22 protein-coding genes and 1 other annotated feature are annotated in these 22,572 nt (G+C 35.9%); of the genes, 2 read left to right on the top strand and 20 right to left on the bottom strand.

Annotated elements, in window-relative coordinates:
• Positions 1 to 2 precede the first annotated feature (2 nt).
• From LC095_RS27045 to LC095_RS07805, 14 genes are all read right to left on the bottom strand, one after another.
• The gene (locus LC095_RS27045) at positions 3 to 1,442 is read right to left on the bottom strand and encodes a sensor histidine kinase (RefSeq protein ID WP_226527659.1); all 1,440 of its coding nucleotides are present in this window, start codon (positions 1,440 to 1,442) and stop codon (positions 3 to 5) included.
• Positions 1,439 to 2,650, bottom strand: a complete 1,212-nt coding sequence (locus LC095_RS07865) for a beta-ketoacyl-[acyl-carrier-protein] synthase family protein (protein ID WP_226527658.1) — start codon at positions 2,648 to 2,650, stop codon at positions 1,439 to 1,441. The genes LC095_RS27045 and LC095_RS07865 overlap by 4 nt, the downstream gene beginning before the upstream one ends.
• 318 nt (positions 2,651 to 2,968) lie before the next feature.
• A complete protein-coding gene (locus tag LC095_RS07860) occupies positions 2,969 to 3,106 on the bottom strand; it encodes a hypothetical protein (protein WP_226527657.1) in 138 nt (45 codons plus the stop codon).
• 351 nt (positions 3,107 to 3,457) lie between these two features.
• Entirely contained in the window at positions 3,458 to 3,658 is a 201-nt protein-coding gene (locus LC095_RS07855; RefSeq protein WP_226527656.1) for a hypothetical protein, read from the bottom strand.
• Positions 3,659 to 3,741: 83 nt separating this feature from the next.
• A complete protein-coding gene (locus LC095_RS07850) occupies positions 3,742 to 4,986 on the bottom strand; it encodes a glutamate-5-semialdehyde dehydrogenase (protein ID WP_226527655.1) in 1,245 nt (414 codons plus the stop codon).
• 13 nt (positions 4,987 to 4,999) lie between these two features.
• Positions 5,000 to 6,100 carry a glutamate 5-kinase gene (gene proB / locus LC095_RS07845; protein ID WP_226527654.1) on the bottom strand — a complete coding sequence of 367 codons (1,101 nt, stop codon included), beginning with the start codon at positions 6,098 to 6,100 and terminating at the stop codon, positions 5,000 to 5,002.
• A gap of 58 nt (positions 6,101 to 6,158) precedes the next feature.
• Positions 6,159 to 6,383, bottom strand: a binding site (T-box leader).
• Positions 6,384 to 6,422: 39 nt separating this feature from the next.
• Complete coding sequence (locus LC095_RS07840; RefSeq protein ID WP_226527653.1) at positions 6,423 to 7,778, bottom strand: MATE family efflux transporter; 1,356 nt, start codon at positions 7,776 to 7,778, stop codon at positions 6,423 to 6,425.
• A gap of 277 nt (positions 7,779 to 8,055) precedes the next feature.
• Positions 8,056 to 8,625 carry a TetR/AcrR family transcriptional regulator gene (locus LC095_RS07835; protein WP_226527652.1) on the bottom strand — a complete coding sequence of 190 codons (570 nt, stop codon included), beginning with the start codon at positions 8,623 to 8,625 and terminating at the stop codon, positions 8,056 to 8,058.
• A gap of 18 nt (positions 8,626 to 8,643) precedes the next feature.
• Positions 8,644 to 9,348, bottom strand: a complete 705-nt coding sequence (locus LC095_RS07830; protein ID WP_226527651.1) for an MBL fold metallo-hydrolase — start codon at positions 9,346 to 9,348, stop codon at positions 8,644 to 8,646.
• Between the two features lie 182 nt (positions 9,349 to 9,530).
• On the bottom strand, positions 9,531 to 10,553 hold the full coding sequence (locus tag LC095_RS07825; RefSeq protein WP_226527650.1) for a LacI family DNA-binding transcriptional regulator: 1,023 nt from the start codon (positions 10,551 to 10,553) through the stop codon (positions 9,531 to 9,533).
• Between the two features lie 167 nt (positions 10,554 to 10,720).
• Positions 10,721 to 11,536: a carbohydrate ABC transporter permease gene (locus LC095_RS07820; protein WP_226527649.1), complete on the bottom strand. Its 816-nt coding sequence runs from the start codon at positions 11,534 to 11,536 to the stop codon at positions 10,721 to 10,723.
• A complete protein-coding gene (locus LC095_RS07815) occupies positions 11,536 to 12,396 on the bottom strand; it encodes a carbohydrate ABC transporter permease (protein WP_226527832.1) in 861 nt (286 codons plus the stop codon). Before LC095_RS07815 ends, LC095_RS07820 begins: the two co-directional genes overlap by 1 nt.
• Positions 12,397 to 12,586: 190 nt before the next feature.
• The gene (locus tag LC095_RS07810) at positions 12,587 to 13,891 is read right to left on the bottom strand and encodes an ABC transporter substrate-binding protein (RefSeq protein WP_226527648.1); all 1,305 of its coding nucleotides are present in this window, start codon (positions 13,889 to 13,891) and stop codon (positions 12,587 to 12,589) included.
• Between the two features lie 252 nt (positions 13,892 to 14,143).
• On the bottom strand, positions 14,144 to 15,127 hold the full coding sequence (locus LC095_RS07805) for a DUF3231 family protein (RefSeq protein WP_226527647.1): 984 nt from the start codon (positions 15,125 to 15,127) through the stop codon (positions 14,144 to 14,146).
• Between the two features lie 164 nt (positions 15,128 to 15,291).
• Here LC095_RS07805 and LC095_RS07800 point away from each other — a divergent pair, with 164 nt between their 5' ends.
• Positions 15,292 to 16,143 (top strand): dimethylarginine dimethylaminohydrolase family protein, encoded by an 852-nt coding sequence (locus tag LC095_RS07800; RefSeq protein ID WP_226527646.1) that lies wholly within the window; start codon positions 15,292 to 15,294, stop codon positions 16,141 to 16,143.
• Between the two features lie 48 nt (positions 16,144 to 16,191).
• Here the strand turns inward: LC095_RS07800 and LC095_RS07795 are convergent, their stop codons facing one another.
• Positions 16,192 to 16,986: an aldo/keto reductase gene (locus LC095_RS07795; protein ID WP_264195971.1), complete on the bottom strand. Its 795-nt coding sequence runs from the start codon at positions 16,984 to 16,986 to the stop codon at positions 16,192 to 16,194.
• Positions 16,987 to 17,092: 106 nt separating this feature from the next.
• Complete coding sequence (locus LC095_RS07790) at positions 17,093 to 18,271, bottom strand: MFS transporter (protein WP_226527644.1); 1,179 nt, start codon at positions 18,269 to 18,271, stop codon at positions 17,093 to 17,095.
• Positions 18,272 to 18,468: 197 nt separating this feature from the next.
• On the opposite strand from LC095_RS07790, the gene LC095_RS07785 reads away from it, so the two are divergent.
• A complete protein-coding gene (locus LC095_RS07785) occupies positions 18,469 to 18,834 on the top strand; it encodes a winged helix-turn-helix transcriptional regulator (RefSeq protein ID WP_226527643.1) in 366 nt (121 codons plus the stop codon).
• A gap of 30 nt (positions 18,835 to 18,864) precedes the next feature.
• Here the strand turns inward: LC095_RS07785 and LC095_RS07780 are convergent, their stop codons facing one another.
• The 4 genes from LC095_RS07780 to ggt all read right to left on the bottom strand — a co-directional run bounded on the left by LC095_RS07780 (position 18,865) and on the right by ggt (position 22,524).
• Positions 18,865 to 19,392 carry a chromate transporter gene (locus tag LC095_RS07780; RefSeq protein ID WP_226527642.1) on the bottom strand — a complete coding sequence of 176 codons (528 nt, stop codon included), beginning with the start codon at positions 19,390 to 19,392 and terminating at the stop codon, positions 18,865 to 18,867.
• Positions 19,389 to 19,964 (bottom strand): chromate transporter, encoded by a 576-nt coding sequence (locus tag LC095_RS07775; protein ID WP_226527641.1) that lies wholly within the window; start codon positions 19,962 to 19,964, stop codon positions 19,389 to 19,391. The genes LC095_RS07780 and LC095_RS07775 overlap by 4 nt, the downstream gene beginning before the upstream one ends.
• A 301-nt stretch (positions 19,965 to 20,265) precedes the next feature.
• Positions 20,266 to 20,715 carry an Lrp/AsnC family transcriptional regulator gene (locus LC095_RS07770; RefSeq protein ID WP_226527640.1) on the bottom strand — a complete coding sequence of 150 codons (450 nt, stop codon included), beginning with the start codon at positions 20,713 to 20,715 and terminating at the stop codon, positions 20,266 to 20,268.
• 228 nt (positions 20,716 to 20,943) lie between these two features.
• Positions 20,944 to 22,524 (bottom strand): gamma-glutamyltransferase, encoded by a 1,581-nt coding sequence (gene ggt, locus LC095_RS07765; protein ID WP_226527639.1) that lies wholly within the window; start codon positions 22,522 to 22,524, stop codon positions 20,944 to 20,946.
• Between the last annotated feature and the right edge of the window lie 48 nt (positions 22,525 to 22,572).

Below are 22,572 nucleotides of genomic sequence, written 5' to 3'. Positions count from 1 at the left end.
TTCTAGGTATGACTCAATTCACTAAATTCGTATTGTGGCAAACTTACCCGAAATGTTGTTCCATTCTGACTGCTTTCTAGAACAAAAATTTCGCCGCGGTGTTCAAAAATTACTTTCCTGACAAACGGGAGACCGATTCCCATTCCTAATTCTTTTGTTGAGATAAATGGATCAAAAATACTTTCCCATCGATCTTTAACAATCCCATTTCCACTATCAGAAATATCAATAATAATCTTATCCGCAACAATATCTGCTTTTATTACAATATTACGCTTTGGATTAACGTCATCTATTGCTTCACAACTATTTTTTATAAGATTAATAAAAACCTGTTTTAAATAAGTAGAGCTTGCAAATGCCTTAAGCGGTTTATATTTTTGTTCAAAGCAAATATCTATTTGCTTCTCTTTTCTTAATTCTGTCGTAAAATCAATTGCTTCTTGAATAATTTGATTTAAGTCTGCATCATTAAACTCAACAGCTTTCTTTTTTATATATTCTGAGTAGTGATGTGTTAATTCTTCAAGTTGACTTGTGCCTAATTGAATCATTCTCACGTGATTTTCACTTTGCTTTGGTAAACCTTCCGTTTCTGCAACCATCTTAGAATAACCTTTTATTATTTGAATATTATTTTTCACTTCGTGAATAAGGCTTGTCGAGAGATTCCCCATATAATCAAGCTTCTTTTGACGCTCTTTCAATAAATTATAATTTATGGTAACCATATTATTCATTTTCACAAAAGAAAAAATAATACTCGATGAAAAAATAATAACCCCAATACTGCTAATGACTGCACCTGTACCAGGTATGAAGTTCAAAAATCCAGTTAGTAATAAAAACATGGAACAATATGAGAAGGTTCTTAAAAATGCTTTTAAGGACGCATTTTGAATCCCTCTACAAATAATTACAACAATGATGAGTAACAAAAGGACTGTACCAGTGTGTATAAGGTATAGAAAATGATAATCTCCGTAATTAGGAAAATAAAGACTAGTATTTGGGTCAGCAATTTGAACAACCCTTAGCCCTTCAATTCCCCATTTTGTCCAGTTAATTGCATAAATTCCCACACTCCAAACAACTAAACCCCAAAATATTTTCAGATTGAAAAAAGATTGAAAAAAATTATATCCTGTTTTATTTTTTATATTCGGTGTGTGCTTGTTAAGCAGAAGATAAATTAAATAGAATATAACAGGTACAACACCAGTTGTGCCAATTCGAAAAAAACGGAATAAATTCAAAATCCATTCCTCCGGGATAATCCCTTTTAAATAAAGAACTCCGATATCCAATTGCCACAATGTAATAGAGCACATAAATAACAACAAGGCTATTCCAAGTTGTGATCCCTTATATATCCTTGTTACATTCACTGCCAGAACTAATGGCAGCAATCCAATTGTAAAAATTAATAATGACGTTATCACGTTGTCTCTTCCTTTTTGTACCTTTTAATGTAAGCCGAAGCATTGTTGCCCCCATATCCATGATTTGTGATGGCTACTTCGTTTATTCGTTTGAAAATTGGCTCCATAACAATGTTCATCTCTTCATACCCACTTTTATCGGTACGAATAGTTGGCGGTATAAAATTGTTATTAATGCTTAATAGAGATGAAATAACCTGAATGATTCCAATAGCCCCAAAAGGATTGCCAATCATACTTTTTATCGATGTAAAAGGTACAGTATGATTAAACAATTCTTTTGAAGCTTTTTTTTCAATTCTATCATTTATTTGAATGCCTAGAGCTTGGCTATTGACATAATCAGGTACCCTATTAGTAACAGCTTCTCTTAAAGCCTTTATCATTTTATCACCTGATGCATCTATAGAATAGATATGTACACCATCATTATTTGAAACGATGTTGTCTATTTCCCCGAAAATATTCGCGCCTCTTTGCAACGCATCAGACTCCCGTTCCAACACAATGACTCCAGCTCCTTCAGCCATCGCAAAACCTTTACTACTAGATCGAAAAGGAACAGCACCCTCTTCTAAACTCTGATTGATAGGCAGAACTTTTGTTTTGGAAAATGAATAAAACGCTGCTTTGCTTATTGGACTGTCAACTCCACCAACAATTGCTATATCAATTAACCCGCTTTTCAAATAAACAATTGCATCCTGAATAGCTTCCAGGCTTGATGTACATCCAGTTGAAATTGTCTTGGTGACATCGTTTCCACCTAAAAAATAAGATATCGATGAGGTAATACTATGATAGTTTCCTATGTGCCCAAATGTTATCGGTATTTCTCTTTCATTATGTTGATCGGCATTCAATAAAGCCCGTTGGAAATCATAATCGCCTATGTTTCCTACAGAAATACCAAAAAACACACCAACTTTCTTTTTTTCAGTATTACCTATTTTTGCATAAGTTAGTGCTTCCTTTCCTGCAGCTATCCCTAACAGAGCAGTACGTGGTAATCTTTTATAGAGCTTATCTTTAGAAGGTTGTAACGTTTGATTGTCTATTAAACCAACAATGGTGGATTTATGCTTTCCACTTAAATTTGTTACTACCTCCAGACAACAAGTGCCATTCTTTAAATGATGTAGAAATTGATCTATATTAGCAGTATTTGGTGCTTTTATTCCATATCCTGTCACAACCATCATACTCATACTCTACCAACCTTTTAATCGTACTATTCTCCTATTATTATATAAGAAAAAGGAACGAAATCATAATAGAAGGAAAGGTATGTAGAAATTTTAACTTTTTTTATGAGGAAGTGGAAAAGAAATAAACAGGCACCTTCAACTTGAAAACTGGGTAAGATTGGTATATGATAGGGAAAAGAACATACACTAATAGACGATTGGTGCTCTAACACCAATCGCCCTTATATGCTTTAGTTACTCCGCATTGTAAAGTTGCGGTGGCTGAGGCAAGTAGAACAGACTAGCTCCACTACCCTCATCGCCAAATGTCAGGGTGGGCTAGTCGTTTTTATTATTCCCGCTATTTCTTGTTGCGACAATAATCGAAACGACCAAAGCAGCAAAAGCAATCATTGTATCCAATTCATCTCTTGTGATATACACGGCACCACCACCGATCTGCCTCGGGAGTACCACCGCTGCCCATACCCAGCATTGTAACTTTCTAAATTATACCATATTTAACTCAATAACCTCTTATCAACCTATTTATTACTCAAAATCACATCTTTTGTCTTAGTTTCAGTATCGAATAAAATGCAAATGCCATCTTATAAAGAAAAACGCTGCAAGATGATATAATGCTGAAAACCATATGTCCCATTCAAAGTAATGGATAAAATCTGTATAAGCCAATAAACTTTCAAATTAAAGGGAAAAAATTAACCAGTACACACAATATACAATAAAGCGTTTCATTGTCTTTGGCACGAAATTCAAAAAATAATTCCATATGATGCACCTAATGTGAGTTCAATCTTATGGACACTATGCTTGGACACCATCACCATTTAATTCATACAACCTAAAGTATAAACTGAGGACAATATCTGAACTTAAGTTAAAGAGTGCCACAACAAACCATGAAATATATATTTCTTTTTTCGTTAAATATTTTGGCATAAAACGGATAATAACAAGATTAATAAATAGAGAAAGATTCGGTAGAAGCCACCACATTTTCAGCACCAGCTTTAATCATACCTTTATTAAAATATAGGTATCTCCCAAAAAAATCTTCTAAGGGTTATCCTTAGAAGATTTTTTATTTGTTATCGTATTTGTCCTGAACCGTAAATATAAAATTTACTGGATGTTAATGCTTGTAATCCCATTGGACCTCTTGCATGTAATTTTTGCGTGCTGATTCCAATCTCAGCACCATAACCAAACTCAGACCCATCTGTAAAACGAGTTGAAGCATTATGATAAACAGCTGCAGCATCTACCTTATTCAAAAACAATGTAGCATTCCGTTCATTTTCAGTTACAATAGCTTCAGAGTGATTTGTACCATATGTGTTGATATGATGAATAGCTTCATGAACATCCTTTATTACTTTCACACTTACCGATAAAGCAAGATATTCAGTATACCAGTCTTCCTCAGTAGCTAACTTAGCCTTTTGGAACACATTCGCCACTTTATCATCTCCGAAGATCTCAACTTGGTGTTCATCTAATTTTTTAAGTAAACTTTGCCCGTATTGTGAAAACCAATTTTCTTCTACTAAAATAGTCTCAATTGAATTACATACAGAGGGACGCTGTGTTTTACCGTTTATGACAATATTTTCAGCCATTTGATCATCAGCAGTTTCATCTATAAATATATGGCAGTTTCCAGCACCAGTTTCTAGGACCGGAACTGACGCTTCCCTTACAACAGTATCAATTAAATTCTTTCCACCGCGTGGGATTAGTACATCTAAATACTCCTTAAGATGAAAAAGCTCCTTCGCTGTTTCTCTGCTTGTATCTTCAATTAATTGAACAGCATTGATTGGCACAGAACTGTTCTCAAGTGCTTTATGAATCGATTGAATAAGAGCTTGATTTGAATAGCTTGCAGAAGAGCTTCCTCTTAAAATGACTGCATTTCCTGTTTTCAAAGCAAGTGTTGCTGCATCTACTGTTACATTTGGACGTGCCTCATAAATCATTCCGATTACACCGATCGGTACTCTTTTTTTCTTGATAAGCAGTCCATTTTCTTTTTCAATTGTTTCAATTGTTTCTCCAATAGGATCTTTGAGATCAATTAATAAACGAATTGCCTCAGCTATATCGTGTATCCTCTTTTCGTTTAGCATAATTCGATCTAAGACACTGTCAGTTAGACCATTTTTCTTTCCAGCTTCTAAATCTTTTCTGTTCTCTTCAACAATCATACCTTGGTCAACTAAAAGCTGATCAGCTATTTTAGCTAATGCCTCATTTTTTTCTTCGGTTGAAATATCTACCAATGAAAAGCTTGCTTCCTTAGCTGCTTTTCCTTTTGCAAGTACCTCACTCATAACCTTTCCTCCTCTACGCTTTTACCCATTTATTTCGATGTATTACAACAATTGATGATATAACATCCTCTTTGTTTAACTCTTCGCTTCTTTTCCCCATTGCATCCTTTAGTTCTTCTGATGAAAAAAGCACTTCACCTTTGCCAAGTAATCCTTGTGGCCCAACTACTTCTACAACGTCATTTTTTTCAAATGTACCTTTAATGTCATAGACTCCTGCTGGAAGAAGGCTTTTTCCTTTATACACAAGGGCATCTTCTGCGCCTTGATCAACATAAATAGTCCCTGATATTTCCGAGTGAAGCGCAATCCATTGACGACTGTTATTTACAGCTTGAAGTCCTTCATTCCCTATATATGTGCCATCTCCATTGCCAAGCATAATGTCCACAAGCTTATTTCTGCCTTTTCCAAGACCTATAAACACTTGCACTCCTAATGAGAGTGCTGTTTTAGCAGCCATTAACTTGGACTTCATCCCCCCTGTACCAACCTTTGAACCAGATCCTCCTGCAACATCCAGCATGTCTTCTGTCACATCTGGAAGAAAATCTATTCTTTTTGCCAATGGATTTTTAGTTGGATTCGAATCATAAAGTCCGTTAATATCTGTTAAAATAATGAGCTGATCCGCATGAACAAGTCCACTAACCAGGCTTGAGAGCATATCATTATCACCAAAAGTAAGCTCCTCTACAGAAACAGTGTCATTTTCATTAATAATCGGTAAAATACCACGCTCTAATAATTCTGTTACTGTTGCATAGGCATTTTTATAACGATCTTGTTTTGAAAAGTCATTTCGGGTAAGCAGAATTTGAGCAGGAACAATATCATGATAATTGAATTGTTCAATATAAGATTGAACCAACAAGCTTTGCCCCACTGCTGCTGCTGCTTGCTTTCCTTTTAAGGTAATCGGTCGGGAAGGATATCCTAAACGGGCAAATCCAGCAGCTACCGCACCTGATGATACAAGTAATACTTCATGTCCCGCCTCTCTGAGTGCAGCAACAGCATCAACATGATCTGTGAATTTTTCCTGATCAATTTGTCCTTTTGCATTTGTTAAGGAGCTGCTCCCAATTTTGACAACAATTCGCTTCTTATCCATATCTTCTTCCTCCATTTGAAGTTGCAAGCAATAAAAAAGCTCCCATCATCCTTTATAAAATAAGGACGAAAGGAGCTTAGCTTCCGTGGTACCACCTTGATTGGATATGAAGTAATATACATTCACATCCCACTTTACCCTTTTTAACGCCAGGGGTGCGCCTATGTTTTCATAGGACTCAAGAGGTAGGTTCAACGGTTTTTAATATGAAGTCTTTCAGCTTATAAACTTCACTCTCTGTGAAAAAAGGTACCGTATACTAGTCCTCTATAAATACGTTCACTGTGATTTTTATTTATTATGCCGAGTATTTCACCGACTGTCAAGACTGATTATATAATTTTTTTTCATTTGTCCCCAACTTAATTTTGTTCCATTTTCCATACTTATAATAGCCAAATGCAATCACACTGCTTATGACAAAACTAAGACCCATTCCAACTGCAATTCCACGTTCTCCGAGCCATATTGAACATAAATACGACAATGGATATCTTAGAATCCAAAAAGAAATAACATTTAAAATTAATACCTGAAACATAGCACCAGCTGCACGTACTATTCCATTTAAAATAAAATTAATTCCGAGAAATGGATAGAAAAAAGCTATTGCGATTAAATAATCAGTGCCAAATTGTACAGCTTCATTTTCACCAATGAAAAGTCTTATTCCCCATTCTGCAAAGAGAACCACAACCGTGCTTATCAGAATCATAATTAATAAATTAAATATAACACCATACTTTGCAATATCATGGACACGCTTCCACTGGTTTGCCCCAATATTTTGTCCTGCCATACTATTAACTGCTGTCCCAAGTGCCATAGCAGGTAGCATAATCAGACTATCAAGCCTCTGGGCTGCACCAAATCCCGCTACAACATCATTGCCAAAAGAGTTGACCACACTCATAATGGCCATTACACCTGCCGAGATGACAGTCATTTGTAATCCTGAAGGCAATCCGAGCTTCATAATTGTTGCCACTTCATTACCGGAAGGCAACTTTGGTTTTATAAAAGGAACTAACTTTCTTCTTAAAGTATCCCAAATTCCGTAGAGAAAGGATATTCCCTGAGAAAGAATCGTTGCATAAGCAGCACCGGCAATGCCGAGCTCGAACACGTAAATGAATAACGGGTCTAATAGTGCATTTAAGACTACCGCAATCATGACATAGCGGATCGGTGTCTTGCTGTCACCAAGTGCTCTAAGCACAGTGCTAATAAAATTATAGCCAAATAAAAAAAGAATTCCTATAAAATTAATTTGTAAATACTCCGCAGCATCCGGGATCATTGTTGCAGGAGTTGCCATCCATATTAAAATCTGCTCTGATAACAAATACCCCGCTATCCCAAAAAACACAGATAAGGCAGTTAACACGACAACAAAGGCATTAAGATAGTTTTTTAGCCCTGTTTCATTTTGTTTACCCTTTTGCTGAGATAAGATTGTAAGAGTCGCATTATTAATTCCGATGATGAACGATAAAATTGTAAAAATGACCGTACTTGAAACAGCGATTGCTCCTAAAGCATTTGCACCTAACAAGTTTCCTACCCATAAGCTATCAATAAATTGATATGAGATCTGAAGCAGATTTGTTAGCATAATGGGAAGGGAAAACGTCCACACCTGCTTCATGATGCTTCCACTTGTAAAATCTTGTTTCATCTTTGTAACTTCCTCTCATGTTAAATCAATGATTCAACATTTTGTTGCTATTATGTTAACACAGCCTGTAATGATCATGCACAAGGTATGTTTTACTCATAAAAAAAAGGATCATTCGATCCTTTTTAAGTCTGCTTGGCATTTATCTACGATTCTACTGCTTTATCTTCGATTTCTGAAATTTATCAACGATTTGGGAGATTTATTTTCGATTCTTGATATTTATCAACGATTTTTAACATATATCTTCGATTAGACTTTTCTCGACAAAATCCGACTATTCCTCTTTCATTTTATGAATACCCGCTAAATAACTATCGAGCAATAAATGCAAGCTTTTATCGAGCTCTAACGGAAGCCCAAATCCTCCCTTTTGTTCCAATGATGAAAAGCCATGAAGAATACTGCGGAGTCCTCGTACAGCATGAATAACTTCATCGTTTTCCAATCCATATCCTCTTAAGATTTGTACAGTTAAATCTACAATTTTGCCGCCGGCTTTTTGAATTTCATCGTCTTCGGGTTCAGCAGCTTGTAAGGTTAACTCATAGATCCCTCGGTGTTCCCGAGCAAAAGCAACATAGGCATCTGCCACTGAATGTACAGCTTCATCTTTTGCTTTTCCAATTGAAGCTTGTGCTAGCCTATCATATAAAGTGTTTAAACCATGTACAGCTAACTTTTTCCGAAGTCCTCCTAGTCCTTCAATATGATTGTATAAAGAAGGTGGACGTATATTTAATTTTTTAGCTAGTGATGCTAATGTGACAGAAGCTAATCCTTGCTGATCGGCTAATTCAGTTGCTGCTTGTAAAATTGTATGCAAATCCAACCCCATCCTCGGCATTTCCCTATCCTCCTACTTTCATATTTTTTGTTCCGCTTCTTCAATCGCGCGAAGGATTGCTTCTTTTGGCTCCACGATCATCTCACCATGACCTACAGCCAGCAATTTCGGCTCAAGTGCCACTATTTTCTTTACACTTTCAAGAGCCATTTCTTTACTCCATGTTGCCATTGCCGGAAAAGGAAAAAAGGGACGCAGCTGTCCGCTTACCGCAATTCCTCCTCTTGTTTGGATAGCATCCCCGACTATAATGGAATGATCTCTTGTATCGAAAAAAGATATTGAACCAGGCGTATGGCCGGGTGTTGAAATGACTTCAAGAGAACCTATTTGATCACCTTCATGTAAGAGCTGATTTGGTTGCAGGTTGATATCTTTTGGAATTCCACCTTTAATAGGTGTTTGCTGCTCGTGAGGTTCAAGCTCCACGTCCCCTTTTAATAATTTGCTGTCTCTCCTTGAAATCGAAATAGGTATATCCGGGAAAATTTTATTCAACTCAACAAGCGAGCCAACATGATCTCCGTGAGCATGAGTAATCAGGATATGTTTTAATGGTTTACCAATATCTTTTATGACCTTTACGATACCTTTAAAACTACTTGGGATTCCGGTATCAATAAGTGTAATGCTCGCTTGTTCTTCAACAATATAGCAATTCACTGGAAACAAACCCGGCAAAAAGATTAATTGATATATATTCCCATACCTTGCAATTTTCATCTTCACATCCCCTTCAACTATCATTAGTTTTAATACTAATTCCATTAGTTTTAATATAAACTAATTACATTAGTTTTCACAAGCCCTTTTTTTATAAAAAGGTGTATCACAATAAAGTGATACACCTTCACATGTTGATTTATCCATTTTAATCCCTTACCCTTTTTCAACTCAACTTATATCTAGTTCTTTCTTTCACATGACTTTCTTTCAATAAATTTTGTTGGGATCGTTATCCTCTTAGGTAACGTATTTGGCATCTTTATCTTCTCTATTAAGCAATTTGTTGCTTCAAAACCTAGTTGATAGATACATATATCAACAGATGTGATCGGAGGTTTAGAATGTTCAGATAACATAAGGTTATTAAAGCTGACAATTGAGATATCTTCCGGCACACGAATTCTTATTTCCTCTAAGTAACTAATCATTTCATAAGCAATTAAATCATCCTGTGTTACAAGGGCAGTTGGTGGTGATGGTAACGACATAAGAGAGTGAAGGGCTTCCCTTCCATTTTCCTTAATATATTCCTCATGAACCATATACTTTTCATTAAATGGAATATTTGCCTCTTCTAAGGCAAGCTTATACCCATTTAGTCGATCAATTGTCACAACAAAATTAAGGCTTCCTCCAACAAACGCAATATTGTGATGACCCAGATTGATAAGATACTTTGTTACTTGTTTTGTACTGTAAATATTATCATTATCAACAAAAGAAATGCGTTCTTCATTTTCATATGGTCTTCCAACTACGACGAATGGAAAATTCGATTGCTGTAAGAAGTTCATCGTCTTGTCATTCACTCGAGAATATAAGAGTACCACACCATCTACCCGTCTACCCTGTACCATTGAAGTTACTTCATTATATATTTCATCCTCTGTCGATCCTGTCGAAAGATATATACCATACTTATTAGCATGTGCACTCGTACTAATCCCTCTTAATACCTCCGGGAAGAAGGGATTTTGAAATGCATGAAAGGCAGAGTTCGGCATGATGACACCAATTGCTTGTGTACTTTTCGCTGCTAAGCTGCGAGCTTGAAAGTTTGGGTGATATCCCAATTCCTCCATTACTTCACGAACTCTTTTCTTTGTTTTTTCACTAATACGTGGGCTATTTGCAATAACTCTTGACACTGTTGAAGGTGCTACATTTGCTTTTTTTGCAACATCTTTTATTGTAACGATCATTGTTGCCTCCTTACCAATTGCAGGCGTTTTTTATTTAACGGATTATCCGTATATTCACACCATATCTTGCTTCTATCATAATACGTAAAGAAGGATTATGGGAACGCCTTCGGTAAATAAGTTATCTAAAAAGTTGTATTTTTAAAGATTGTTACCTTTTTTTCAAGTTATTTTACCGCACCTTCAGAAATTCCTTTAATAATTTCTCGTTGTGCAAAGAAATATACAAGAATGACTGGAATAATCGCAATTGTTAACCCGGCTAATGCAAGGTGCCATTGTTTTGTATACTCACCAAAGAAGAAGAACATTTTCAGTGGAATCGTTTGGTATCCTTCTGCATTAATAACTAATGAAGGAAGTAGATAGTCATTCCAAATGTAAATGATGTTTAAGATGGCAACAGTTACAGTAATTGGCTTTAAAATCGGGAAAATAATATACCAGAAAACCTGTAATTTATTACACCCATCTATTGTCGCTGCTTCATCCAATGATTTTGATATACCATTCAATGTCCCATGGAAAAGGAAGATTGATAGACTACTACCAAATCCAAGGTACATAAAAATCAATCCAATGCGGTTAAGCATTTCCGCTTGTCCAAATACAGTAATAAGAGGAATCATTACTGATTGAAATGGAATTAACATGGCTGCAACAAAAACCATAAATAGTATGGTGCTCACTTTACCGTTGTTTCTTGAAAGAGCATACGCTGCCATTGAAGAGAAGATAATGATAACAACAACACTCGCCACTGTAATAATTAGAGAATTAAACAATGTTTGAATAAAATCAAGTTCTTCAAAAGCTTGAATGTAGTTATTTAATGTAAATACTTCTGGTAACTTTAAAACATCAGTAAAAATTTCTTTCTTAGTTTTCAAGGAGTTTACAATCATTAAATAAAAAGGCGCCAACCATATAAGACCTAAAATAATTCCTAAGACCTCAACAAGATATGGATATTTTCTTCTCATTACATTTCAACCTCCTTTTTCTTGTTGATATACACTTGAGTCAAGGAAATCACAGCAACAATGATAAAGAACACAACTGCTTTAGCTTGAGCATACGCCATATCTCTTTCCCCGAATGCTGTTTTAAAAATTTCCATCGCAACCATTTGAGTAGAGTTATATGGTCCCCCATTTGTTAATGATAAGTTCTGATCATATAACTTGAATGAATTTGAAAGAGTTAAGAACATACTCACTGTAAATGCAGGTGCGACTAACGGGAAAATGATATATCTGAATCGTTGGAATGGTCCAGCCCCATCAATCTCAGAAGCTTCAAGTAATTCACTAGGTAACCCTTCCAAATAAGATATATAAATGATCATGATATAGCCAGCCATTTGCCAGCTCATTAATATGACTAATCCCCAGAATCCTGTTTCTGTTGTTGAAAGCCAGCCTTTTAATGATTCTATACCTAAAATGTCCCCAATACCTGCAAAAACTTTTATGAAAATAAACTGCCAAATGAAACCTAGGATTAATCCGCCAATGAGGTTAGGCATAAAGAAAATCGTTCTTAGAAATTTACTTGATTTAATCTTTGTAGTAACGATTAATGCCAAACCTAATCCGATAGCATTTGTTAGTATAATGGATATAACAGAAAACTTAACTGTAAACCAAAGGGATGCTAGAAACTCTTTATCTTTAAATGCATCAATATAGTTTTCTAGTCCAATAAAAGAACCAACTTTAATTCCATTCCAATCTGTAAACGAATAATAAACACCGATTATTAACGGTAAAATGATAACAACGGCTAATGCAAACAGGACAGGTGCTAAGAACAACCAATATGCTAAATCCCGAGTACGCATCATATATAAATCCCTCCAACTTTTTATTAGCTGATATTTCCATAAAGCGTCATTCATCATAAGACACTCCATAATCGAAAGTAGTTCATCCCTTCGATTATGGAGTGGCTCATGTTAATACCACTCCATGAATGACACTTAAACCAAAGTAGCAGATTGCTACTTTGGTTTAAGTTAGGAAAAAGAAAACTTATTCTGCTCTTGACTCTTCCCAAGCAGATTTTGTTTCTTCCATTATTTCTTCCCAAGTAGCTTCTTCACTTAAATATTTTTGGATGTTCGCACCTAGCTTATCTTGACCCCAGTTTGCCGGATAACCCATAAATACCCAACCAATTGTATTTCCAGCTTCAGCATATTCATAAATTTGTTTTGACAATGGGTCTGAAATTAATGAAGCATCATATCCTTCGTATGCTGGAACAAATTTGAAATCTTTAATAACTACTTCTTTTCCTTCATCAGATGTATATAACCAGTCCAAAAATTTTGTTGATTCTTCAATTACTTTTTCATCTTTGTTTTTGTTTACTGCCCAATACATCGGAACCCCTACAGGAACTGCATTTTCTTTATATCCAGGTACTGGAATTGGTAAAATACCTACTTTGTTGTTTGCTAATTCTTCGTCAATACCTGCGATTGATCCATAAACCCAGTTACCTTGTTGAATCATTGCCACTTTCCCTGTAGAGAATAACTCTTCTACTTGTTGCGAATAATCAAGACTTACTACTGGCTGTACGGAATGTTTGCTTTGTAGATCAATGAAATTTTTCATTGCTTCGCCATATTTAAAATCAATTGTTTTTGCTTCAAAAGCACTTGTTACATTTCCATCAAACTCAGGTGAAATGAAAGCATTTGATAAATGCAAACCTGTTACCCAAGTTTCTTTTGCCGGTAATGCAAATACCGCTTCTAAGCCTAGTTCAGATTTTTTTTCATCTAATGTTTTAACCGCTGCTTCTAATGAGGCCATATCTTTAATATCTGCTGGATTGATTTCAGCCTTTTCAAAAATTTCTGTGTTATAAATTAAACCATATCCTTCTTGGTTGAATGGCAACCCAAGCACTTGCTCGTCCTTTGTTACACCATCTAAAGTTCCTTCAAGTGCTGCATCAGCTGCTTTACTGCTTGATAAATCTGCTAAACTATCTTCCCAGTCAATAACATCTGTCGGTCCACCAATATTGAAGATTGCCGGCTCATCACCTGATGCAAATTTTGATCTTAGTGCCGCACCGTAATCTTCTCCACCACCTACAGTTTGAATGTTGATTTTAACACCTGGATTTGCTTCTTCGTATTGCTTTGCGACCGCTTCAAATTGATCTTTAAATTCAACCTTAAATTGGAAGATATCTAATGTAACTTGATCACCGTCTGATTTTTCCGGTTCACTTGACCCCGCATTGCCACAACCCGCAAGTATAACGCTTACAAGAAACACAATAGAGAATAATCCTAAAAATACTTTTTTACTTCGCATATTCTTACCCCCGTCAGATATATTGTATTAAATTCAGGCAAACGATTGCACAAATTCGCGATAAAAGTTTCTTGCTGTCCTTCTATCTCTCCCAAAAATAAGATTGATTTTTTTGCAACAATTTTATGCACGTATTAGAGAAACCGTTTGCACAAATAGAAATATATCACAGATATTTTTATTACACAACAAAAAGTGCAGATTTTTTAAAAATAAAAAAGGACCATCATTGGCCCTTAAAAATTACCAAGATTATACATCCATTTTAGGCGGTTCCTCTAACCAGCCATTTGAAATCATAATTGAAACTCCTTCTCTCATGTACTCATAGGTATCTTTTCCAAAAATTCCAAATTTCAAATTTAGATCTTTACGCATACTAAATCCCGTACCAAAGCCTTCTCCACCAATACTAAAGTTACTCAAAAGATATGCACAATACATCATAAGCTTATCTGAAAAAGGGGCTACAGATGAATTGGTTGTTGTTCCTCCAGTTGGAATGTTAGGCTGAATATCATTTTGAAGAAGTATTTTTTCTGTTTCTGATATCATTTCTTTGGAAAGTTCCTTCCCTTTTATGAAATATTTCTTCACTTCTTCATCCTTTGCACATTGAGAAAATCCATCCATCAGTTTCATTCCGATCACATTTGTTTCGATGCCGTGATATAAGAAACCAAACTCCACAACAGTCAATTTCCTTTTTTCTCCAAATAAATGAGATCCTTTTAGATAACTCTTATCTGTTACATAACTAGTTGATTTAGGCAAATTCACTATAATCGGTTTTTGCAGAACACCTTCCTCCAAAAGAAATTCTGTAAAGTGCGCAAAATAGGTTTGGGAAAGATCACTAAGATCCTTATAAAGCTTTATAAGATCCTTCCGATATGACAATATAATGTGGAGCGTGTACATTCCTAAACTAATTTCCTTTAAAATGCGGCTAAACATAATATCAAAGCCCTCACTAAACAATCCAGGTGCATCTAAATTAATATCCTCACTAGAAAATGCTGCGGGAACAACTGCTCCTTCTTTTTGAATGATTTCTTTCATTTCTTCTACTTTAGAACTAAGTTTTCCATGTAGCCCTGTCAATAGTTGTTTTGCTTTTTTATTATCTGATGTATGTATAAAATGTTCCAAGAATCTTAAGATCATTGTTTTTTTGTGATATGTCACCCATAACGCACCAAATTCGGATGCACCAATTTTTGATTTATTATTCATCATAACAAACCTCCCATACGCAGACATTAAGAATAGTTTGCAATTGCATTTACATAAATATGCAGATTATTTACAGCCTTCAAAAATAAAGGTTCTAACAAGATAAGGTTCAATCTTCTAATGATAGGGAATAGTAAGAAAAACAGATATAGGAGGAGTAATTCATGTCACAGCGTCCGGATTACATAAAATGTACATGCTTAAACGAATACGATCCACTTAAAAAGGTAGTGCTCTGTCCTCCAGATTATATGACAATTAAAGAACCTATTAATGAAACTCAAAAACAATATTTAAAAGAAAATATTGATACAGAGTTAGCTAAAAAGCAGCACCAGGCATTGGTCCAAACTCTACGAGATCTTGGAATCGAGGTTCATTTACTAACCCCTCATCAAAAATTCCCAGAGCAGGTGTTTACCCGAGACATTGGATTTACATTAGGACAACAAGTTTTTGTTGCCGATATGGCACATGATTTACGTGTCGGGGAAGAAAAGGAATTTATTTCTTATCTTGAGAAAGAAGAAATTACGTACACAAATCTTATTGGAGATATGATTGAAGGTGGAGATGTTTTTATTGATGGAAATACTATTTTTGTTGGAGTGAGTAACCGAACAAATGTAGTCGCAATTCAGCATTTGCAGACCCTATTGCCAACATATGAAATAATGGCTATTCCTTTTACAGATAAATACTTACATCTTGATTGTGTGTTCAACATTATTTCACCAAATGAGGCGTTGATTTTCCCTGGTGAAATGAGCGAAGAAAAGCATCAATTACTTGCTTCAAGATATGATCTTATTGAAGTTTCAGAGGAAGAGCAAGCGACATTAGGAACCAATATTTTATCGATTGGTAACAAGCGAATATTAAGCTTGCCAATTAATCATGGGGTAAACAGAAAACTTAGAGAGCGTGGATATGAAATCATTGAAGTGGATATAACGGAGATTATTAAATCAGGTGGAGCATTTAGATGCTGTACATTACCATTGTTAAGAGGGTAAAAGTTTAGGGCAGTCATTTTATTGACTGCCCCTTTTTCATCATAATCCTTAGAAATCAAAATGATCCGGGTCCGGTCCAATACGCTTATTCTCATTTAAGGAATTGATCTTCTCCATATCCTCTTTTGTTAATTCAAAATCAAAAATGGATGCATTTTCAATGATTCTGTGTTCTTTTGTAGATTTCGGAATTGTGATCACACCGTTTTGAAGATCCCAACGTAATATAATTTGTGCAATGGTTTTTTGATATTTAGCAGAAATACTCTGTAAAGATTCGTTGTCCAACAACTCACCTTGCATTAATGGTGACCAAGCTTCAAGCTGGATCTCATGTTTTTGACAAAATTCTTGAAGTTCCTTTTGAGTTAAACGCGGGTGGTACTCTACTTGATTAATCATCGGTTTAATTTCAGCACTCATCATCAAATCTTCAAGATGATGAATTTGGAAATTGCTAACACCGATCGCTTTTACTTTTCCTTGTTTATAAAGAGTTTCTAACGCTCTCCATGCATCTTTATATTTACCTTCAACAGGCCAGTGAATAAGATATAAATCCAAATACTCCAAGCCTAGTTTTTGTAAGCTACTTTCAAATGCTTTTAATGTTAATTCATACCCAAGGTCTGCATTCCAAACCTTAGAGGTTATAAATAAATCCTGTCTAGAAATTTGTGCTTCCTTTATCCCTTCTCGAATGCCTTCACCAACACCCTCTTCATTTCCGTAAATAGCTGCTGTATCAATACTTCTATACCCATGCTTAATAGCAGCTTTTAATGCATTCACCAATTCCGGGCCTTCTTCTACTTTAAACACACCGATGCCAAACCAAGGCATTTTTACTCCATTATGCAAAGCTGTTGTTTCTTGTAAACCATTTATCACGAAAACATCCTCCCATTAAATTATTTGTACTCCCACCCACTCCACCCGTAAAAATCTGTCAATCTTGTTTTTCCAACAAACGACTCCATCCTGTTAAAATAACAGCGCCCATAACCATGAGCCCACCAATCCATGCCGTATGAATCAACCCAATGGAATCGGTGATGATTCCTCCTACATAAGATCCGATCGCAATACCGGCATTAAATGCTGCAATATTAATCGCTGATGCCACATCTACTGCACTAGGAACAAATTTCTCCGCAAGTGTGACAACATGCACTTGTAAACCGGGAACATTCATAAAAGCAAGAAGTCCCATAAAAATAATCGTAATTATCCCGGCAATTTTAAATGGAGCAGTAAATGTAAGAACAATAAGAATAATGGACTGAACAATAAACATATAAAACAATGCCTTTAGGGGATTTTGATTTGCGAGTTTCCCACCTATGACATTACCTACTGCAATCGCAATCCCATAAACAAGTAAGATAATCGCCACAACACCCTCTTTAAACCCTGTCACATGTTGAAGCAATGGTGAGAGATAAGTAAAGACAACAAATGTTCCACCATAACCTAAGGCCGTTATAATGAATAAAAGTAAAAGACGGCCATTTGAAAGAATCTTGAATTGGTCTTTGAAAGTTGTTCTTGCTCCCTTCGGTAAATCAGACGGAACAAGGATACTGTTAGCGATAAGAGCAATTACCCCAACAAAAATGATGGCAAGAAAGGCAGCCCTCCATCCAAATTGCTGACCAATAAATGTTCCAAGCGGCACCCCTGTCACAGTTGCTACAGTTAGACCTGTAAACATGATTGAAATGGCACTAGCCCGTTTATTTTCAGGTACCAAATTAGCTGCAATCGTTGAACCAATTGACATAAAAACGCCATGAGAAAAAGCTGAAAGAACTCGGGCAAAAAGTAAAATTCCTACACTAGTCGAACTCGCAGCCAGGGAATTACCAACAATAAAAATAATCATAATCAAAAGCAGTAACGTTTTTCGTGACATACTAGAAGTTAGAGATGTAAGGATTGGTGCCCCAAACGTAACTCCTAATGCGTATAAAGATACAGTTAAACCAGCTGTTGTGACAGGTATGTGCAAATCCTCTGAAATAAGCGGCAATAATCCTACACTAATAAATTCAGTAGTTCCTATAGCAAAAGCACTAACCGCTAATGCAAGTAGCGCGAAAATGCTTCTTTTTTTATCTAAAGACATTTTGTCTCCTCCTAAAATAGATACTATTGTATGATTCACCTTCTGCATGCAGACGATAAAATAAATGGTGAAAATCGATCGGCAAATGTTATTATGATATATACGATTTAATTTGAGAAGAACGCACTTTAAAGTACGATAGGTACCAAGAAGTGATATAGGAACTTTTTTGTACCTATCATATTGTGGAGGAAACTATGCAAAAGAAAAAATACAATATTGCGGTTGAAGCTACTTTAGAAGTAATCGGTGGGAAATGGAAATGTGTCATCTTGTGTCACCTTACTCACGGAAAAAAACGAACAAGTGAATTAAAGCGATTAATGCCTAATATCACTCAAAAGATGTTAACTCAACAATTACGCGAATTAGAGGAAGACGGTGTCATCAATCGTATTGTTTATCATGAAATTCCACCTAAAGTAGAATATGAATTAAGTGAATATGGTAAAAGCCTTGAACAAATTTTGGATGCCTTATGTGCTTGGGGAGAAAGCCATTTAACACAAGTATATGGAGATAAAAATGAGGTATTAGAAGAGAGTATACTTAATACTAAATAAAAAATCCCAAGCTTAAAAAAGCTTGGGATTTCATATAAAGACCGCTCCATATCCCATCGCAGCCACAATAACCAAGGCTGGATGGACCTTTAATTTTTCTAATAAGAAAAAACTAGCCACCACAAGGAACATGGTTTGCCAAATTCCTGTATCCTGATAAGAAGTGAAGAAAAAGCCGTATGCCATTACCCCAAGTAAAACTGCGATTGTTGGACGAATAAAAGTGGTCATTCGTTTTACCTTAGGAGAATCTTTGTATTTATATAAAAATCCCAATAAGACAATCATTAAAATAAGAGACGGTGCCACTGTAGCAAAAATACCAACTAAGCTACCTAAAATACCACCCTGTTCGTAGCCAATATAACCGGCCATCTTTGTTGCAATTGGACCCGGCAAGGCATTTCCTAATGCAAGTACCTCACTAAACTCCCGAGCATTCATCCATCCATAGCGATCAACAACTTCATTTTCAATCAGTGGGATCGAAGCTGGACCACCCCCATACCCTAATATTCCCGGAATAAAAAAGGCAAGAAATATCTCCCAATAGATCACGATGCATTCCCCCTCTCTACATTGCTCTCTTCTTCAGGTTTTTTATCTTTTATCATGACAGCAGCAATCAATAATACCACGATTAAAACAGCTGGATGTAGACCTAAAATCTCCATAAAAAGAAAACTACCACCTATAAATGCAATTGCTTTCACCCAGCCCATTGATGTTTGTGATTTTTTAAAAAAATCCCATGTCAATGTTGCTAACATAACTCCAACTACAGGTACTACTGCTGCTGTCATTCCTTGAACCCAAGGATAATCCTTTATGGAGGAAATCGTTGTCAATAAGACAATCATTAGAACGATCGTTGGAAGAATAGTGGAGAGTGTGGCATTAATAAGCCCTAATATACCTCCTACACGATACCCAATATAACCGGCCATTTTCGTTGCAATTGGTCCAGGCAATGTATTTCCAAGCGCTAATACATCAGCAAACTCATCATCATTCATCCATTTATATTTATCGACTACTTCTTTGTGAACAAGTGGAATTGATGAAGGTCCTCCACCATACCCCAACATGCCCACTCGAAAAAATGCTAAAAATAATTGAAGGTGTTTCATTTCTTCTCACCCTTTACATAAGATGTCATTTCTCTTTGGCACATTCCTGCTAGGTATTATCCCCCCTCTTTCTATATATTGTTCCCCTACAATAGGTATGGATCTAATTACTAATTTATGCGGATGTTTTTTCATTTGTTAATCAATTAAATTATTTTAACTTACAAACGAAACTTTAATTTGATTATTTTGATTATATAGGATATTCCCATTCATTTCTATACATTTTCTGAAAAATACTCAAAATAAAAAGAGAATGCCAATGGAATCAATTTACCCGCATTCTCCACTACACACTTTTTTATAATTTCATGCCACTTCTGCTTTTAAAACGCCTAAGTAAAATATGACTTTCAACCCTTGTGATTCCTTCAAGTGCATATAACTCACTATTGATAAACTTCTCTAATGCCTCGAAATCATCAACCAATACGTGCATATGTAATGTACTTGGTCCTGTCATTTGATAACAACTGGACACACATGGGTTGTCCGCAAGCTTTTGGGCAACTTCAACCAAATAAGCTGGTTCACAATCCACTTCAAAAAAAGCCGAAACATTTTTCCCCATTTTTTCCGAATTGATCACAACACTGAATTTTTCAATCACGTCATGTTTTATCAGTTGATTTACACGTTCACGGACAGAAACTCTTGATAACTCAAGTTCCTTCCCTATATCGGAATAAGACATCCTGCCATTTACCGTGAGAAGCTCTAGTATTTTTCTATCAATGTGATCTATTTTCACTAAAAACCCATCCTTTAACCATCATATAATTTAAGTATAATGATAATAGGAAAGAGATAAAAGTAAAAGTGAAAGTGAATGCCCTCTTCTTAGCTGTTCAAAAATTTTATCTTCGATTATGAAGTTTTATTTTCGATTTTAGGGTTTTATCATCGATTATGGAGATATATCTTCGATTTTTAAAATTTATCTTCGATTAGTCATTTTTCGACAAAACCTTCATAACCCTTACCTCCCAACCGCAGCCCCATCACTTCTAGGATCCACTCCACCGTGCATAAACCCTTGATCATCGATTAAAATCGCATTTGCATGACCCATTACCCCATCGAAATCTTCCACTTTATTGACAATATGACCAGCTTTTGATAATTGTTCCAAAACATTCAGGCTTACTCGACCTTCTATTTTTAATTCTTGAGTTTGCTGTCCCCATGTTCTTCCCCATACAAATCTTGGGGCACTAATGGCAGATTGAGGATCCATTCCATAATCAATCATTCTTGTGAGAATCGCCGTTTGGGTTTGAGGTTGACCTTCCCCACCTTGTGTCCCATAAAGGATTCTTGGCTTCTTATCTTTTAACGCCATCGCAGGCATTAACGTATGAAATGACCTTTTTTCCGGTTCAAGACAGTTCACATGAGAAGGATCTAAAGAGAAAAAGGAACCTCTGTTTTGCATAACAATACCAGAATCTCCTGCTACAATACCAGATCCAAATTCAAAATAAAGACTTTGAATAAATGATACCGCATTTCCTTCCTCATCAATAACTGCGGCATGAGCTGTATCACTTCCAACTGATTCGGTTTCAATTTCACCCACTCTGTCGAATTTGATCCCTTCTGCCAATTCTTTTCCGTAGGATTTGCTTAATAACCCATCTAATGGGATATCATAAAACTGAGGATCTGTAAGATGCTTGTTACGATCTTGAAAACTTCTTTTTAATGCTTCAACTAATACATGATAATAACGGTAAGAACCTTCTTCAATTAAAGAGAAATCAAAATTTTCTAAAATATTCAGCGCCATTAACCCTACAAATCCTTGTGAATTTGGGGGTGCTTGATAAACGTCATAGCCCCTATAACAGGTAGTAATTGGATCTGTCCACTCTCCATAATGGTTTGAAAAATCATCTAAGGTTAAACGACTGCCCTTGTCTTTTAAGCTTGAGACAATAAGCTCTGCCAGCTTTCCTTTGTAAAAATCATCTCTACCTTTTGTAGCTAACTTTTTTAATGTACATGATAAGTCTGTTTGGATAAATCGTTGATATAGTTTTGGAATCTGCTGATTTGGTAAGAATATTCGGGCAATATCTCCATCTTCCTTCAACATATCCGCTCTCTTTACAGTGTTTTCATATTGATCAGGCGAAAGGGGAAACCCATTTTCTGCATAATCAATTGCCGGTTGTAATACTTCTTCTAATGATAATTTACCATATTCTTTTAAGACGGCATCCCAACTATCCACCATTCCTGGAACCGTAATAGCACTATCGATTCCCCTGGTTGGTATCGCTTCTTGCCCTTCATACACTTCTCGAGTCAGGTTAATTCCAGTTCGACCACTTCCATTATAAACTCTCACTTTCTCTTCACTCTTACTGTATGTAACCCAAAATGAATCTCCTCCGAGACCGGTCATGTGCGGGTACACAACAGCAAGACAAGCACTCACTGCTACTGCTGCATCAAATGCATTCCCGCCTCTTTCTAAAATTGTGTTTCCTGCTTGTGATGCCAAGTAATGCGGACTTACGACCATTGACCTAGATCCAACAATTGTTTTGCTCACATTAAGTTCCTCCAATCTACTTACCTTATATGAAAACCCATATGTTTA

Origin of the sequence: Metabacillus niabensis, assembly GCF_020524345.1 — a bacterium.
GTDB classification, from domain to species: Bacteria; Bacillota; Bacilli; order Bacillales; family Bacillaceae; genus Metabacillus; species Metabacillus niabensis_B.
This window is presented reverse-complemented; position numbering and strand designations above follow the sequence as displayed.

Excerpts from the sequence above, each read along its gene's own strand:
- LC095_RS07830 (WP_226527651.1), bottom strand. The coding sequence starts at position 9,348 with ATGAAAATTGCAAGGTATGGGAATATATATCAATTAATCTTTTTGCCG.
- LC095_RS07865 (WP_226527658.1), bottom strand. The coding sequence starts at position 2,650 with ATGAGTATGATGGTTGTGACAGGATATGGAATAAAAGCACCAAATACT.
- LC095_RS07820 (WP_226527649.1), bottom strand. The coding sequence starts at position 11,536 with ATGAGAAGAAAATATCCATATCTTGTTGAGGTCTTAGGAATTATTTTA.
- proB (WP_226527654.1), bottom strand. The coding sequence starts at position 6,100 with ATGGATAAGAAGCGAATTGTTGTCAAAATTGGGAGCAGCTCCTTAACA.
- LC095_RS07805 (WP_226527647.1), bottom strand. The coding sequence starts at position 15,127 with ATGAATAATAAATCAAAAATTGGTGCATCCGAATTTGGTGCGTTATGG.
- LC095_RS07800 (WP_226527646.1), top strand. The coding sequence starts at position 15,292 with ATGTCACAGCGTCCGGATTACATAAAATGTACATGCTTAAACGAATAC.
- LC095_RS07775 (WP_226527641.1), bottom strand. The coding sequence starts at position 19,964 with ATGAAACACCTTCAATTATTTTTAGCATTTTTTCGAGTGGGCATGTTG.
- LC095_RS07810 (WP_226527648.1), bottom strand. The coding sequence starts at position 13,891 with ATGCGAAGTAAAAAAGTATTTTTAGGATTATTCTCTATTGTGTTTCTT.
- LC095_RS07790 (WP_226527644.1), bottom strand. The coding sequence starts at position 18,271 with ATGTCTTTAGATAAAAAAAGAAGCATTTTCGCGCTACTTGCATTAGCG.
- LC095_RS07825 (WP_226527650.1), bottom strand. The coding sequence starts at position 10,553 with ATGATCGTTACAATAAAAGATGTTGCAAAAAAAGCAAATGTAGCACCT.
- LC095_RS07785 (WP_226527643.1), top strand. The coding sequence starts at position 18,469 with ATGCAAAAGAAAAAATACAATATTGCGGTTGAAGCTACTTTAGAAGTA.
- LC095_RS07835 (WP_226527652.1), bottom strand. The coding sequence starts at position 8,625 with ATGCCGAGGATGGGGTTGGATTTGCATACAATTTTACAAGCAGCAACT.
- LC095_RS07815 (WP_226527832.1), bottom strand. The coding sequence starts at position 12,396 with ATGCGTACTCGGGATTTAGCATATTGGTTGTTCTTAGCACCTGTCCTG.
- LC095_RS07840 (WP_226527653.1), bottom strand. The coding sequence starts at position 7,778 with ATGAAACAAGATTTTACAAGTGGAAGCATCATGAAGCAGGTGTGGACG.
- LC095_RS07850 (WP_226527655.1), bottom strand. The coding sequence starts at position 4,986 with ATGAGTGAGGTACTTGCAAAAGGAAAAGCAGCTAAGGAAGCAAGCTTT.
- LC095_RS07795 (WP_264195971.1), bottom strand. The coding sequence starts at position 16,986 with ATGCCTTGGTTTGGCATCGGTGTGTTTAAAGTAGAAGAAGGCCCGGAA.